Source organism: Idiomarina sp. OT37-5b (assembly GCF_002968395.1).
In the GTDB taxonomy this organism is placed as follows: domain Bacteria; phylum Pseudomonadota; class Gammaproteobacteria; order Enterobacterales; family Alteromonadaceae; genus Idiomarina; species Idiomarina aquatica.
This window is the reverse complement of sequence record NZ_CP027188.1, coordinates 1,219,212-1,235,599: the sequence shown is the minus strand read 5'-3', so window position 1 is coordinate 1,235,599 and position 16,388 is coordinate 1,219,212. Positions and strand designations below refer to the sequence as shown.

General features: G+C 46.4%; 14 protein-coding genes. 13 read left to right on the top strand and 1 reads right to left on the bottom strand.

The window, feature by feature from the left end; all coding sequences use genetic code 11:
- The first annotated feature begins 35 nt into the window (after positions 1–35).
- From C5610_RS05750 to C5610_RS05685, 13 genes are all read left to right on the top strand, one after another.
- Positions 36–890, top strand: a complete 855-nt coding sequence (locus tag C5610_RS05750; protein WP_105306332.1) for a restriction endonuclease — start codon at positions 36–38, stop codon at positions 888–890.
- Positions 891–1,731: 841 nt separating this feature from the next.
- Positions 1,732–3,093, top strand: coding sequence for a P-loop NTPase fold protein (locus C5610_RS05740; protein ID WP_105306330.1), 1,362 nt, complete (start codon positions 1,732–1,734; stop codon positions 3,091–3,093).
- Between the two features lie 86 nt (positions 3,094–3,179).
- A complete protein-coding gene (locus C5610_RS05735; protein ID WP_105307713.1) occupies positions 3,180–3,656 on the top strand; it encodes a GNAT family N-acetyltransferase in 477 nt (158 codons plus the stop codon).
- Positions 3,657–3,746: 90 nt separating this feature from the next.
- Positions 3,747–4,145: a hypothetical protein gene (locus C5610_RS05730; protein ID WP_105306329.1), complete on the top strand. Its 399-nt coding sequence runs from the start codon at positions 3,747–3,749 to the stop codon at positions 4,143–4,145.
- Positions 4,146–4,235: 90 nt separating this feature from the next.
- A complete protein-coding gene (locus C5610_RS05725; protein WP_262340050.1) occupies positions 4,236–5,312 on the top strand; it encodes an RES family NAD+ phosphorylase in 1,077 nt (358 codons plus the stop codon).
- 407 nt (positions 5,313–5,719) lie between these two features.
- A complete protein-coding gene (locus C5610_RS05720) occupies positions 5,720–7,702 on the top strand; it encodes a class I SAM-dependent DNA methyltransferase (protein WP_105306328.1) in 1,983 nt (660 codons plus the stop codon).
- Complete coding sequence (locus C5610_RS05715; protein WP_105306327.1) at positions 7,699–9,084, top strand: restriction endonuclease subunit S; 1,386 nt, start codon at positions 7,699–7,701, stop codon at positions 9,082–9,084. The genes C5610_RS05720 and C5610_RS05715 overlap by 4 nt, the downstream gene beginning before the upstream one ends.
- Complete coding sequence (locus C5610_RS05710; protein ID WP_105306326.1) at positions 9,077–12,238, top strand: type I restriction endonuclease subunit R; 3,162 nt, start codon at positions 9,077–9,079, stop codon at positions 12,236–12,238. Before C5610_RS05715 ends, C5610_RS05710 begins: the two co-directional genes overlap by 8 nt.
- A gap of 44 nt (positions 12,239–12,282) precedes the next feature.
- A complete protein-coding gene (locus C5610_RS05705; protein ID WP_105306325.1) occupies positions 12,283–13,179 on the top strand; it encodes a hypothetical protein in 897 nt (298 codons plus the stop codon).
- A 3-nt stretch (positions 13,180–13,182) separates the two neighbouring features.
- Positions 13,183–13,422 carry a hypothetical protein gene (locus C5610_RS05700; RefSeq protein ID WP_105306324.1) on the top strand — a complete coding sequence of 80 codons (240 nt, stop codon included), beginning with the start codon at positions 13,183–13,185 and terminating at the stop codon, positions 13,420–13,422.
- Positions 13,423–13,490: 68 nt separating this feature from the next.
- Positions 13,491–14,510, top strand: a complete 1,020-nt coding sequence (gene istA / locus C5610_RS05695; RefSeq protein ID WP_105306323.1) for an IS21 family transposase — start codon at positions 13,491–13,493, stop codon at positions 14,508–14,510.
- Positions 14,507–15,304 carry an IS21-like element helper ATPase IstB gene (gene istB / locus C5610_RS05690; protein ID WP_105306322.1) on the top strand — a complete coding sequence of 266 codons (798 nt, stop codon included), beginning with the start codon at positions 14,507–14,509 and terminating at the stop codon, positions 15,302–15,304. The genes istA and istB overlap by 4 nt, the downstream gene beginning before the upstream one ends.
- Positions 15,305–15,517: 213 nt before the next feature.
- Positions 15,518–15,793: a hypothetical protein gene (locus C5610_RS05685; protein WP_158682665.1), complete on the top strand. Its 276-nt coding sequence runs from the start codon at positions 15,518–15,520 to the stop codon at positions 15,791–15,793.
- Positions 15,794–15,807: 14 nt separating this feature from the next.
- Here the strand turns inward: C5610_RS05685 and C5610_RS05680 are convergent, their stop codons facing one another.
- Positions 15,808–16,332, bottom strand: a complete 525-nt coding sequence (locus C5610_RS05680) for a tyrosine-type recombinase/integrase (protein ID WP_410054413.1) — start codon at positions 16,330–16,332, stop codon at positions 15,808–15,810.
- Positions 16,333–16,388: the final 56 nt, after the last annotated feature.

The following is a 16,388-nucleotide window of genomic DNA, read 5'->3' as shown; positions in this document are numbered from 1 at the left end:
CTGATCATTCACTACCGATTGCCCAAGGAAGGACAATGGCGCGCAGACGAAGCGGTAAATCATTAATAGAGGGACTCCTCGATCTCTTTGTGACTTGGCCCTGGTATGTCAGTCTTGCTCTCGCAATATGTATATTTTGGGGCATTGATATTTATCAGCAATTAACGCCCGAGGCCGCAGTTCGGCCTAAAAGCAGTAATCCGGGCGATGTTGTGGTTGCTGCATTTGAGCCCGCTAAAGCGATGGCGCTTACGTTAGTAAAGATCTTTTTGCCGATATTGCTGGCAATTGCAAGTTTTGTGTCATTTATCAAGTCATTGCTAACGCAAAGACATTACCACTATGTTGAGCAGTCGCCGACATCAGCTTCACTAAATGAAATGTCATGGAGCGATTTTGAATCGTTAACCGGTGAATACTTTAAACGCGAAGGCTATACCGTAAAGCCCACAAAAAAAGGTCCTGATGGCGGTGTTGACTTACGCATAAAAAAAGACGACCGACTGTACCTGGTGCAGTGTAAACAATGGAAAATGCGTAAAGTACCCGTTGCGGTCGTTCGAGAGCTTTATGGACTCATTGCCGCAGAAAACGCCGCCGGTGGTTTTATAGTGACTTCCGGAGAACTGACACGTGAAGCACTCGACTTTGCGAAAGACAAACCCATATACATGATTGACGGCACCACTTTTCACCGGTTTATCCGCCAACGTGAAAAAGACGCCGTTACATTTCCCCCTAACCATGTCAGTAAAGTTACCGTCATACATTGCCCTAACTGCAATAGCCCAATGGTTAAACGCACCGCTCGGAACGGCGCCAATGCGGGAAGGCAATTTTGGGGCTGCCGACGCTTTCCACGGTGTTATGGGACGCGGGATATTAATTAGCCACACAGCTTATTATCTAACCGTATATTTTAGGACTCCTCGATTGCTGGTAACTGTCTAGCCAGACACCCGGAGGTTTCTTTTACAATCGGTTCAATTTCATCTAATGCGTTATCTATAGCATTTACAAACACTTCGTCATCTTGATACTTCTCACTGGTCAGTTCGTGAGTAAATGCAGCAGTATGTACCTTAGACCGACGCCGACTATTCGTTTTACGCGCACCATCAACCTGCGTCAAAACCTCAATCAACTTTTGACGAAATGCTTGTTCACCTGGTGCAACCACGGCTCTGAAGTAAATTTTCTTACCGCCGTAACCAAACTCATATAAAAATGCTTCTTTCTACGACCAGCCTAGCTCGCTGTTGCGCCTGTTACCAACTGTACGAACGTCGGATAGCTCGTATGCCTTGCTTACTAAGCGAATTTAAAAGTAGCGTTCTCGTTACCGATTAAACTAGCAATTGGCCGTCCGCTGAGAGCGATGAGCAGACCTTTCTGACTTTCGGTTTACTTCAGTGACTAGCCGTCCCGTTATTAGTAAGTGTGGCTGTCGCTAGCGATGCACGGTACATTCACTTCGATAATACTGTGCGTTTTGTTCTTGTGTTGTGTATTTAATTCATCTAGTGTCAATCACATAACAAAAAATAAAGATTGGATATTGTGCGCTCGCTAGAGTGTAACTGCTCATGCTCAAATTGCCTTTCCTAACTCGATATCTTTCAAGTCAGGAATGCCCGCTTGATCAGACAGTTAAAAGCCGAAAGCTATCAATAGGACAAGTTTCTAAGTGCGCACGCACAATATACAAATGTTATACGTGAAGGAGCACAGATGAACATCGTCACCCCCCCGATTACTGTCGGAGAAGATGAGGCATTCGAGCAAGATGTCCTTGGCCGAAGTAATTTTGGTCAATCTCTATTGAATTTAGTTTGCCAGTCAAACGATGAGCTTGTTATTTCTCTCGATGGAAAGTGGGGTGAAGGAAAGACTACGTTTGTAAAAATGTGGAAAGGCATGCTCAATCAAGCCGACGTTCCTAGTATATATATTGATGCTTTTTCAAACGACTATATAGATGATGCATTTATTGCCGTTACTAGCGCTATTACAACATATGTTGAACTGAATTCTGTTAACCCGGATGCTCAAAAGTCAAAAGAATTCCGAGAAAAGGCAAAGCATGTTGGAGTTCAATTATTATCTTGGACTGCTAAAGTCGGAATTAAAGCGGCCACGCTGGGTGCAATAAAAGATAGTGACATAGACGAATTAAAAGATATTCAATCCGATGTGGCTAAAGGGTTGTCTACAGTTGTAGGAGAGTACGTCGGCGAAAGGCTAGCGTCACACAAGCAAGATGTAGAACTGCTTCAGTCATTTAAAGGTTTGCTATCGGAAATGCCGAGCCTTCTTAGTCCAGAAGGCGACAAGCCTCTAGTAATAATTATCGATGAGCTCGATCGATGTAAACCCACTTATGCCGTAGAGCTAATTGAAAAAATTAAGCATCTATTTTCTGTTAAAAATGTTGTATTTGTTCTGGTTATGCATAGAAAGCAGCTTGAAGAGGCCGTTAAGTGTATATACGGGCAAAATATAGATGCGCACACCTATCTTCAAAAATTTATTAACATAGAAACCACGATCCCCAAGAAAACCGGCGACCGTCACGATAGCGACATCAATCAGTACAATAAAAGACTATTCGGCTTACATCAAATAGAAACGTGGGGAGATGGCCGCAATCTATTGGATTCCCTGGACGTGCTCGCCAAGCACTTTAATTTATCATTGCGCCAGCTTGAGAGGGTCTACACAAATCTGGCGGTTTTTTACGCATCCTCATCAAAGAATCAGCTTAGGCTTGTTCCCATAATTTCATTTCTGGCCGTTATAAAGGTAGTTGATCCATCCATTTATGAGGCTCTTTTGCATCAAAAAATGACCTACGAAGAGCTTTGCGAAAAGACTGGGCTATCCGAGCATGATCAAGAAGATAGAAATTTGAGAAGGTTACAGTTTTTAGCAATGTGGCTTAAGTTCTCGCTTATAACCGATGAGCAGTTTGAACAGCTTGATGAGAATGATCGAATAAGAGGCTTCGGCCAATCATTGTGGGAATACGATGTAGAACGAAATCGATTAATTCCTATATTTATCCAAAAGTTAAGCATGTTTACTGTTTCATAGATATGTATAACAAGCGGCATGTTGCCGAACTGGTTTTCGGCTGCGCTCCAAACTAGCCGCAAATGCGGGCGTTATGGTGTATGAACATGAAAAAGATCATCAAGAGTCCTGAAGACTGTGACGATGCTGAGCTTAAGTCATTTGAAGAACTGGTGACCGATGGCGGAGAAGTTGCATTGGCAGGCCTTCGGCAAAGAATTCAACACGCTGAGAAGCTTGTGTTCATCAATGATGGGAAATGCGTCGCCATTGGAGCAATTAAGAACCCTAATGCCGGATATAAAGCTCGAGTTTTCGAAAAGTCGGGGGCTCGTGAACAAGGCAGGTATGAATATGAAATCGGCTGGCTGTATGTGTCTGAATCAGCGAGAGGCAAAGGCTATGGGCGTGCTTTAATGGAGTCAATCATTCACACGTTGTCTGGCAAGGCATGCTTTGCCACAACTCGGGAGGATAATGATTCTATGCATCATTTATTCAATAGGTTCGGTTTTTCGAAAATCGGACAGCCATATAGTAGTGACAATGGCGACTACTCACTTGTCCTTTACGCAAAACCATAATAAGGGCAGGCATGGCGAAGACTATCCGTTGAAGCTTCATATTTACTACAAAGCTGCGTGCTGGCGGCTTTATGCAATGAGGGAAAGCGAATGAGATCCTTGGTGCTCATCCTTACAACGGTGTTTGTGATTGTATTCGCATCAATGACGGTAGTCGGTGGCTATATGACTTACCAGAGAATCGAATCTTCAAATCGAGCAATTGATGCAGCAGTTACCGTCAGTCAGGACTCGGTGGAGTTTCGTATAGAACGAGCTGGTCCCGGTCTAGTAATATTATGTTTAGGGGCAGTCGGTTTACTTCTCATGGCGTACAAGGTTCCCACAAGAGAGGTGCTTGGATACAAAACCGAAGGCGAAAGCGGGCCAGGTTTGGGCTTAATGATGCGTAAGAAGGTGTTGGATACAAAGAAAACCAATATTCCGTTGCCAGTTTGGTGGCTTTTAAAGAAAACGGAGCGATTTGAGCGAGTCGATGACCGTGCATAACCATGCAGTCAACGGGCCCGCCCCTCCTCTGCACCTTTGGCTTCGCTCCAAGCGGCCCGTGACCTCCAGCGTTAGGTGTATGAAATCGAGATGACTTCTGAATCGACCAGAGATAATGCAATCCTCCTATGCTCAGAATGCTTTGCAGATGAGGGGTTGAGAATTGATGCAGCCAAGCAAGGGCTTGAACAACAAGATGTATGCCCGAATTGCGGAAGTATTGAAGGTCGTAAACTCACAAAAAAACATATAGAAGGCCTCGCATGGCGTTTTTTTGTGAGTGGTACGACAATCCGTTGTAATTACGGCGCAGCGCCCAGAATTCAATGCAATGAGTATCACTATCGTAAGAGTGATATTTCCCCATCTTCATGGCTTGAAAATGACATTAAGCTGATTGAAGAAGCAGCAAAGGTAGGGTTCTTTTACTATGGCCCCCGACTCTGGATGCTTGGTGAAGTGGAGCCGCTCAAGGCTCTGCAAGACCCTGCGAAGAGGCCACAGATTATAGAGCGAGTGCTAACGGAATACCCAGTAACGGTGCTCGCTAAAGGTACTAAGTTTTATCGCCTTCGTGTTGAGCCGAATCGGCCAGCGGATACTGGAGAGTACGACAGTCCCCCGGTTGAGTATTCGGGAAATGGACGCTTGTGTTCAACAGATCTTCAAGTGATGTACGGTTCCCAAGATATCGATGTTTGTATCCATGAGTGCCGAGCCGCAGCAGAAGACGACATTTATGTCGCTACTATAGTGACTCAGAAAGATTTACGTCTTCTCGATTTGACTCATGTCCTTGAAGAGGAATGCACTGAGTTTGAAAGTCTAGATATGGCGATACATATGCTGTTTCTTGCCAAACCTCATTCATATGAAATTTCGCGAGCTATCGCATTAGCGGCACGAGACGCTGGTTTTGATGGTGTCATTTACCCCTCGTTTTTCAGTCTAATTCGTACGGGCGGTCATCCTTTTGAAACTGCTTACGGTCTCTCCTTGCGCAGATTTCATTCAGGGAAGAACAAGTATGCGGAGGCATTCACAATTAAGAATTTAGCCTTGTTTGGACGTCCTCTAGAAAAAGGCGTAGCCAGTGTTAACTGTATCAATCGACTTATACTCTCCCACATTGGTTACCAAGGTCACTTTGGGCCAGTCGAGTATTGATACACATGAGAGCACCTATCAAAGCCATTAAATTAGCTCCCAACGGCCGCCGAATGCTCGCAAGATCGTGCCGTTTATGGCGGCGTTAATGTCCGCAATTGGCACTAAGCAGCCATCCAACAGATACGCCTCCCTTTCAGCGGTTAGCTCAGCAAAAACTGAGACCACCTTTCGTCTAAGCTGCCCACTCGGGTAAAGCTCCCTAACTGTCTAATTAACGATCAGCAACGCTGATTTTGTAGTGTAGATAATTCGTTGAAACGAACATCGTATATTCATTTAGTCCCCACACCCCCTGCGACCCAAACTGTCGCACCCATCGTTTACCCTGCTAGCAGTGACATCGGATTTATCCGTGGCATAATGACTGCAACTTAAGGACGATATAACAAACAACAGGGTGTGCTGTGAATACTGAAAACTACTCTCAAACCGCTTCCTTTATTTGGTCGGTGGCAGACCTGCTGCGAGGCCATTTTAGGCAATCTCAGTACGGAAGGGTCATATTGCCCTTTACCCTCTTACGCCGTTTAGAGTGCGTTTTAGCGCCAAACAAGCAAAAAGTGTTAGAAGCCGCTAAACAGCATCAGAACAAACCTGATGCAACACGGGAGCTATTGCTGTTAAAAGAATCAGGACATCAGTTCTTCAATGCATCATCGTTGTCGTTGGCTACATTATCGGATACTCAAACAGCAGACGACTTGCTCTCTTATGTACAATCATTCAGCCAGTCAGCACGGGAAATATTTGATCACTTTAACTTCGAAGAGTTTGTGCTAAAGCTGGCGGAAGCAGACCTACTTTATCAGGTCACTCAGTTATTCGGCTCGAAGATAGATTTGTCGACCAACCGCATATCCAACTACGGAATGGGAATCATCTTTGAAGAGCTCATCCGTAAATTTGCTGAGAGCTCTAATGACACCGCCGGTGAGCACTTTACCCCGCGTGATTGCGTGCATGCCGCTACCTCGTTATTGATGACCGGTCAGGAAGACGTGTTATCGCCCAACAGCATCATTACCATTTACGATCCAACAGCCGGCACCGGCGGCTTCCTGTCTGAATCCGAAGAGTACATTCAGTCCATTAGTGATAAAGTTACCGTCAGGCTGTTCGGTCAGGAGCTTAATCCAGAGTCCTATGCCATCTGCATGGCCGACATGATGATCAAAGGCCAGCAGGTTGAAAACATCAAACTCGGCAACACCTTATCGAACGACCAACTGGCGCATGAAAAATTCAAATACATGCTGGCAAACCCACCGTTTGGAGTCGATTGGAAAGCCTCGCAGCGCGTTGTCAACGACGAGCACAAGGTAAAAGGCTTCGATGGTCGCTTCGGACCCGGCTTACCAAGGGTATCCGACGGCTCATTGCTGTTTTTATTGCACTTAGTCAGCAAAATGCGTGACCCACGTGAAGGCGGCTCTCGCATAGGTATCGTCTTAAACGGTAGCCCACTGTTTACCGGCTCTGCGGGCAGTGGTGAATCTGAAATCCGCCGTTACCTCTTGCAAAACGACTTGGTCGAAGCCATCGTCGCCCTGCCCACCGATATGTTCTTTAACACCGGCATCAGTACCTATATCTGGATTTTATCCAACGCTAAAAAACCAGAACGTAAAGGCAAACTGCAACTGATTGACGGCAGTGAAGCTTTCGCAAAGATGCGTAAATCGCTCGGCAGTAAACGCAAGTACCTCACCGAAGAAAATATCAACGAACTGGTGCGTTTATACGGTGCCATGGAAGAAACCAAAAACAGCAAGGTATTCCCTAACGAAGCCTTCGGCTATCGTCGCATCACTATTGAACGCCCGTTGCGGCTTAATTTCCAGGCCAGTGAAGAGCGTGTCGCCCGCTTAGATGATGAAAAGACACTGCAAAAGCTTAAAACCGACGATTTTGACCAACTGAAACAGGTCGTTCAACGCATTGACGCTGAAACCCTGTTCAAAAATCGTGACGACTTCACCAACGCACTGAACGCCCAACTCAAGGCAAGCGACATAAAGCTAACCGCTGCACAGCTAAAAGCATTGCTCAACGCCTTAAGCGAGCGCGACAGCGACGCTGATGTCTGTACCGACAAGAAAGGCAACGCTGAGGCCGACTCCGGCTTACGCGACTACGAGAACGTGCCGCTGACAGAAGATATCTACGAATACTTTGAACGTGAAGTCAAACCACACGTGCCAGATGCCTGGATAGACGAAAGCAAACGCGACGAGCAAGACGGCGAAGTCGGCATTGTTGGCTTTGAAATTCCGTTTAACCGCCACTTTTACGTATTCGAGCACCCTCGCCCGCTCGAGGAAATTGACGCAGACCTCAAACAATGCACGGATAAAATTAAGCAGATGATTGAGGAGTTGTCGGCGTGAGCTTGAAGCGATACAAAAGTTTTAAAAAGGCAGGCGAAGAGTGGTTGCCAGAAATACCATCGCATTGGACTGTAGTGCCGCTTTGGTCTCTCTTTGCGCGTCATAAGCTGACAGGGTTTGCGAACGAGCAACTTTTATCGGTATACCGAGATTATGGCGTTATCCCAAAAAAATCTCGCAAAGACAACTTCAACAAAGCCTCTGAGGACCTATCCGCTTACCAATTAGTCGATGTTAATGATTTAGTTATTAATAAGATGAAGGCTTGGCAAGGTTCGGTTGCGATATCAAAAGAACGCGGCATTGTCAGCCCCGCTTACCACGTATATGCGCCGCTTCACAATGAGTCCCCCAGATATTTACATTATTTGTTTAGATCGAAAGAATACATTGTTGGATATTTAGCGAACTCAAAAGGTATACGCGTCAACCAGTGGGATTTAGAGCCGCAGTTGCACTCCCGAATGAAGGTCCTTCTGCCGCCGAAACTTGAACAACAAAAAATAGCCCAGTTCCTCGACTACGAAACGACAAAAATTGATGCGCTGATTGACGAGCAAAAACGGTTGATTGAGTTACTCAAAGAAAAGCGTCAGGCGGTTATCAGTCATGCGGTTACCAAAGGGCTTAATCCAGACGCACCGATGAAAGACTCAGGTGTTGAATGGCTTGGCCAAATCCCTGAACATTGGAAAATCACTCCAATCAAACATGTAACAAAAACTTTTGAACAGGGCTGGAGTCCTCAGTGCTTTAATGAGGCCGTATCCAACGATAGTGAGCTTGGTGTTCTAAAAGTAGGGTGCGTTAAACAAGGAAGGTTCGATTACTCAGAAAACAAACGTCTACCGCCTGAACTTAAATTTAAAAGTGAGCTCGCAGTCAGAGCAGGAGATCTTTTGATATCGAGAGCCAATACGCGCGAATTAGTAGGCAGCGCTGGTGTTCCAACTGTGAACCACGACAATTTGATGATTAGCGATAAGCTTTTTAGGTTGAAGCTAACCGGTCAAGCAATATCAAGATTTGTATGTTTTTTTCTAACGACAAAAGCGGCGCGACAGCAAATTGAGCTAGCAGCAACTGGAGCAAGCGACTCGATGCTAAACATTGGTCAAGGAACAATCAGAGAAATGCCATTCCCTTGCCCTCCAGTTGAGGAACAGCGTCAAATCGTAGATTACGTCGTTCGTGTAAATTGGCAACTCCTTGAGCTAGCGGGGGAAGCTCTTAAGCTAGTCAATACACTCAAAGAACGTCGCTCTGCCCTAATCTCAGCAGCCGTCACCGGCAAAATTGATGTGCGCGACTGGCAACCGCCTGCAGGTTCCGATACAGTGGATTCAAACGCGTCAATGCAAACGGAGAGGCATTATGGCTGACAGCAAAGAGCGTCAGTTTCAGACGGACATACTGAATAACCTAGAAAAAGACGGCTGGTTAATTGGCTCAGCAGCTAATTACGATAAATCCAACGCGGTGTATACCGAAGACTTAATCGGCTTTGTAAAAGACGCCTACCCTGACCGCTGGGAGCGCTTTTGTAAATCAAATCCAGGTGACCCGGAAAAGCTTTTAGTTCACTCCGCCGTTAAAGGCATGACCCGCGACGGCGCACTTCATGTGTTGCGTCACGGCTTTAAAGCCATTGGCGGCACCATCAAAGTCTGCGCCTTTCGCCCCGACCATGGCATGAACCCCGATACCGAGCGCCGCTATCAGGCCAACCGTTTGCGCGTCGTTGAGGAAGTCTCCTACTCGCCCCATGCCCGTGAAGGCGACTATAACCCACGCATTGACCTGGTGTTTTTTGTGAACGGCATTCCAACCGCGACCATGGAGCTTAAAAGCGAGTTTAAACAAACCGTTGAACACGCCAAACGCCAATACAAGTTCGACCGTCCGGTAAAGGACCCTGTGACCCGCAAACCAGAGCCGCTATTGACGTTTAAGCGCGGTGCACTGGTGCATTTTGCGGTAAGTCAGGATGAAGTGGCAATGACCACCAAGTTGGCGGGTAAAGACACATTCTTCTTGCCGTTTAACTTGGGCAAAGAAGACGGCGCTGCCGGGAATCCACAAGCGGTGTCTGAAGACAGTTACGCTACGAGTTACCTGTGGGAACGGTTGTTTAACAAAGATGCCTGGCTAAAAGTCATTGGCCGCTTTATGCACCTGGAAGTGGAAGAGAAAGAAAACTTCGACGGACGCACGCAGAAAAAAGAAACACTGATATTCCCCCGCTACCATCAGTGGGATGTGGTTAATCAGCTTATTGATACGACACGCCGTGAAGGCCCTGGCAGTAAGTACCTTATTCAACACAGTGCAGGCTCAGGTAAATCTAATTCCATTGCCTGGACCGCTCATCAGTTATCGTCGTTGTACGCTGACGAGGGCTCTAAGCTGTTTAATTCCATTGTGGTGGTGACTGACCGTACCGTGCTCGATTCACAGCTACAAAACACCATACGGCAGTTTGAGCATGCCGATGGCGTGGTACGCGCTATTACCCGTGATGTCGGCAATAAGAGTAAGTCCGAGCAATTAGCCGAAGCGCTGCAGGAGCAGGTTCGGATTATCGTCGTGACTATTCAGACCTTTCCGGCACTGTACGATGCCATTGATAAGTACCCTGCTCTGCAAGCCGGTAACTATGCGATTATTGCGGACGAAGCGCATTCATCTCAGACCGGCGCGTCAGCCAGTAAACTTAAAGCGTTGTTAGGCGCTGACCGCCCTGAGGGTGAGGACATTAGCGCTGAAGAGCTATTGGATGCCGCCGTTCAGGCGCGGATGCCGAACGAGCGCATCAGTTACTACGCCTTTACCGCGACGCCGAAAGGTAAAACGCTAGAGCTCTTTGGTCGCCCAGTTGACCCGCATTCGCCCATTAGCGATGACAATAAGCCTAAGCCTTTTCATGTTTATTCCATGCGTCAGGCCATTGAAGAAGGCTTTATTCTCGACGTACTGAAAAACTACACAACTTACGCTACCGCCTGGAAGATTGCTCACCCCGAGGGTGAGGACAAAGAGGTCGACAGTAAAAAGGCACGCATTAAGCTGGCTAAGTGGGTTCGGTTGCACCCTTACAACATTAACCAGCGCGTTGAAATCATCGTTGAGCATTTTCGGGAAAACGTCCGTCATTTGCTGAACGGTCAGGCTAAAGCCATGGTGGTTACCGCCAGCCGTCAGGAAGCGGTGCGTTATCAGTTGGCAATGACCAGTTACATTGTCGATAAAGGCTATCAGGACGTGCATGCGCTGGTGGCTTTCTCCGGTGAGGTTCCCGCGGATGATTACATTACTGAGAGCGTGACCGAGTACGACAAAAAATTAAACCCGGGTTTGAACGGCCGGAAGCACGATAAAGCGCTCGACTCCGACGACTTTAACGTCATGATTGTGGCCAATAAGTACCAGACCGGCTTTGACCAACCTAAACTGTGCGCGATGTACGTTGATAAGAAGCTACAAGGCGTTGAATGTGTGCAAACGCTGTCGCGTTTAAACCGTACCTTCCCAGGCAAAGACCAGACCTTTATTCTGGACTTCTTTAACAGCGAAGAAGACATTCTGGAGTCGTTTAAGCCCTACTACACCACCGCAGAACTTGAGTCCGTTACCGACCCGCACATTCTGTTCGACATCATGAGTAAGCTTGATGAAGAGCATATTTACGAATGGTCAGAAGTGGAGAAGTTTGCTGAGGCATTTTACGACCCGAAAGCACCGGCTGCGAAGTTAGGTTACTACTGCAAACCCGCTAAAGAGCGGTTTATGGCACGGTATAACCACGCCGTTGAAACCCTGAAGCAGTCCAAGGATATGCTGAATCAGGCTCGGGTTACCGGCGATAAGGTCAGCATTAATAAAGCTGAAGACTCGGTTAAAGCCGCTGGTGAAATGGTTGACCAGCTCGACCTGTTCAAAAAGAACCTGAACAGCTACGTGCGCATGTACGAGTTTCTGTCACAGATTACACCTTACAACGACCATGAGCTTGAGTCGCTGTGCGTTTACGCAAAACATCTGTTGCCGTTATTGCGCATTGAACGACTGGACGACGAAGACGACGTGGACGTATCCGGCTTAACCCTGACCCACTACCGAACCACCAAAAAAGCCGAAAAAGAACTGAAGCTCGGTGAAGAAGACGGCGGCTACCTAAGCTCAGTTAAAGCCGTTGGCAGCGGTAAGCCTCACGATCCAGAAAAGAAAAAGCTGCAGGAGATCATCGAAGCACTGAATGACTTGTTTGGGGCGGAAGTTGGAGACGAGCATAAGTTACGCTATGCAGAAGGTATTGCCGGGCGCTTGCGTGATGATGACGAAGTGATGGCACAGGTTAACAAGCATTCCGAAAACGAAGTCATGCATGGGCTACTGCCACAGCGTCTATTAGACCGAGTTGTTGATTCGATGGATGATCATGAAAAGCTGTCGATGGAAGTGTTGGAGAACCCGGCTGTGAGGGATGGGTTTGCCAGGTTGATATTGAAGATGTTGGTGAGTTGCGATAATCAATAGTTTGGCTCAGCACCTACCCAAATTTTATTAAGATTGAGGGAGAGATGGCGGATACTCATCCAACTGAAAAAGGCGATAAAGCAATCACATTTGCTTGTTGGAATACTGGACTTTCTCCGAAAGGTAACCCCAAGAGCGACGTATGTCTATTCGGGTTTGAACACACCATTGAGATATTAATAGGTGTTTATCAGGCTGACTTTATAGCGTTATGCGAAATATCAGAAAGAGAAATAGAAAAACTTAATGATATTTTTTACGGAACAGGGTTTAAAGTTATTAACGGTATTGAATGCGTCAATGGAAAACGTTCAAAGTTTTCCCAAGCGTATATATTTGATTCAAAAAGAGTTAGTGTTGAAAGGAAGAATAGCATTGTAAAAAAGCATAACGACTCTCATCTAAAGGTGGGCCAGCAGCTCGTATTGTATTCAGAGTTTTCTGCCACCCCTATAGACATTATTGCCTCTCATTGGCCAAGTCACATGCATAATAAAGACGACACTCGAGAGACATGTGGTTACGCTTTGAGATCAGAGTTAGAGAATCAGGAGTACAATTTTGACAAGTCGGCGCTAATAGTGCTTGGAGATTTCAATAATGAACCGTTTGATTCATCTCTCGCTGAGAAATTGCTAAGCTCAAGAGATATAGAGTTAGTAAAAAAGAAAAGCCATCTGCTTTACAACCCTTTTTGGAAAGAATTAGGTTCATGTATTAAAACAGGTAGTGCAGGAACATACTTTTACAAAAATGGATCTGTTTCCAAATGGCTTAGCTTTGATCAGATCATGGTTTCTAGTAGTTTGATACGTGGTTTAGATTATCAACTCACTGAGATAGGAGGAGTTGTGCGAGATAAGGTATTATTAGACGAAATCCTAGATCGAAAAAAACCGTACGACCATTTACCCATTTTCAGTGTCATAGAGGCAATTTAACTGATGACTTCATTTAAAGCTGCAATTAAAGCCGGAATAGAATCCGCAGAATTAGCCCGTACTAAAAAAAATGAAATTCAATCATTATTTGATACTCTAGCTACCGATGTTGAGGAGGCTTTTGATCACAACGTGCGACTGTTTCTTAAGCGCCAGTTTAAGCCGGCTGAAGAACACCCCTTCGCTGTGGGTAGGGCAATCCAAGAGGCCATTGTTACCAACGGAGTAAAATTGATCCACTGACAACGGTTTAAAAGTGATCCACCTGAGGCATCATAGCCGCACTTTTCAATAAGACAAGGCGGCCTAACATGCTAACTCAGGAGCAACTAGTGGACATTCACGTTTTACACCGACAGGGATTAAGTAATCGCGAGATTGCACGCCGTCTTGGTATTTCCCGCAACACAGTAAAAAACTATCTGGCCCGGCCAACAGTAACGCCAAGCTATTCGGCGCGTGAAGCGCGCCCAACGAAGTTAGGCCCTTATGAGGCATATCTTCGGGAACGGATTAAAGCCGCTGAGCCTGATTGGATACCGGCAACGGTTCTCTTTCGAGAGATAGAAGCCCAAGGTTATAACGGCGGTATGACTCAGTTGCGACAGTATGTATCGCAGTTTAAAAAGCCAGAAGCGAGCGACCCAGTGGTTCGTTTCGAGACCCAGCCCGGTGAGCAGTTGCAAGTTGATTTCACTAACATCAACCGCAACCGGCGTCGCATGAAGGGCTTTGTCGCGACGTTATCGTTTAGTCGTGCAACCTTCGTACACTTTTCAGAGCGCGAGCGCCAAGAAGATTGGTTGTACGGTTTAGAAAAAGCATTTGTCTTCTTCGGTGGTGTTACTCAACACGTTCTGTTTGATAACGCCAAGACCATTATGATCGAACGTGATGCATATGGCTCAGGACAGCATCGCTGGAACCAAGCGCTGCTCGAGTTCGCTAAGTACTACGGTTTCCAACCGCGTGCTTGCCGCCCCTATCGGGCTCGCACGAAGGGCAAGGTTGAGCGTTTCAACTCGTATTTAAAAAGCAGCTTCATCACGCCATTAGCGGCGAGTTTGAAGCAGCATGGCTTACGCTTTGATGTGTCGGTGGCCAACGCTCACATTGGCCCATGGCTTGAACACGTTGCGCATCAACGTATTCACGGTACAACGGGACAGAAGCCGCAGATATTGCTTGAGCAAGAGCGGTTTCATTTACAACCGCTACCAACTAAAGAACACGGTCGTATCGTGACATCATCAGCGAGCCGACCAACACCGATAGAGAGCTTACAGCACCCGCTGAGCGTCTATGACAGCTTGTTGGAGGGACGTTTATGAACCTTCAACAAGAACGCATACTAGACGCTTGTGAGACGCTCAAGCTCGGAACCATTAGTTCTGAGTGGTCTGCCGTCGCAGATAAAACAAGTGCTAAAGAAGGTACTTTTGCCGACTTTCTAGAGCAACTACTGCAGCTTGAACTGCAAGCACGGACACGACGAACACAAGAGACGCTTCTTAAGTTGGCTGGCTTTCCAGCATTAAAATCGTTCGATGATTACGATTTTAAGTTTGCTAGTGGCGCACCACGACAGCAACTAAAAGAGCTAACTGGCTTAGCGTTCGTTGAACGTGCCGAGAACATTGTATTACTCGGCCCTAGCGGCGTTGGTAAAAGCCACTTGGCTATCAGCCTCGGTTACCTTGCGGTAATGCGTGGTATTAAAACTCGGTTTATTACAGCGGCTGATTTAATGCTTCAACTCGCAACGGCAAAAAGCCAAGGCCGACTTGAGCAGTATTTAAAGCGCAGTGTACTTGCGCCGAAGCTGCTCATTATTGATGAGATAGGTTATCTACCTTTTGGTCGCGATGAGGCGAATCTGTTCTTTAATGTTATCGCCAAGCGATATGAGCAAGGTAGTGTCATCGTCACTAGCAACTTGCCATTTTCACAATGGTCGAACGCTTTTGCCGATGACACAACGCTCACAGCGGCATTATTAGATCGGCTTCTGCACCATTCGCACATTGTGCAAATTAGTGGAGAGAGCTTCCGATTAAAGGGCAAAAAAGCTGCAGGAATAATACCTGCTGTCGAAACAAGCGCAGAAGTACTTGTTGATGCTTAAATGCAGCAATGGATCAGTTAAATACCGTTGTTGTGCACGAAAATGGCTGTAAAGGTGGATCAATTTTATTCCGATGCTTTTCGGATAAACCGCAAACCGGCCATGATAATTGACGCTGAGTAAGCACTTTTGTGGATCACTTTGTAGCCGGCGTCTGAAGTATAAAATTAGCTAAGGGTGGATCACTTTTACTCCGTTGTTTTTAGGACAAAAGTGGATCAGTTTTCATCCGTTGTTGACACCATAGGTGTTAAAGGCCACCATTACACAGCTATAATGGTCGCGCATGTGGACAAAGAGGGCAATGAGGGAACTCCGATAGAACTTGGAGAGTGGAAAATTAATGATGATGGCTATCCTTTGACTTTAAGTTACGCAGGTAAATCTTCAGTTTGTGACAACAAAGACGAGCTATTTGATGCCCTAACAGACTTCATTTCAAATACATCGATAGCAGAAAAGCTCAAACAAACGGCTACCCCTGAATAAGGGGCACTTAGCCCCTAAAGCTCCAGTTCTGCGAAGTCCCGATCAACATCTTCTTGGGTAATACCGATGTATCGCAGCGTCACCGCCTCTGAGCTGTGACGCAGCATCTTCATCACCCTTGCAATGTCGTTGGTGTTTTTGTAGTGGTGGTAACCTCTGGTTTTACGCATCGAGTGGGTTCCCAGATCGATACCAACCTCCTCGCCTATTGCTGCAAATGTTCGCGACACATAACGGCGACTTAATGGTTTCGCCGGTGTATTTTTAGACCATTGGTTTCGATAAGACTGAAAGAGATAAGTGTGGTCAGGATGTTCAGAGCGAATACGAGCAATGACCGCCCTCGCCTTTTCATTGAGTTTAATTGTCGCTAGCTTGGACGTTTTGCCTTCGACCAGCAACAGCCGGTCGTGCTCGATATTTTCAAACTTGATGGATAGTAAATCTGAGATCCGTAACGCCAGATTCAAGCCAACGTCCCAAACGTCAGCAATTTGCTGTCCGTAAGTTCGTTTGAGAAGGTAGCTGATCAGCTTCACAATATCCAGTTCTTTGCATATATCTCGCCTAGTCTCCACTTTTCAGATAGCCTAAT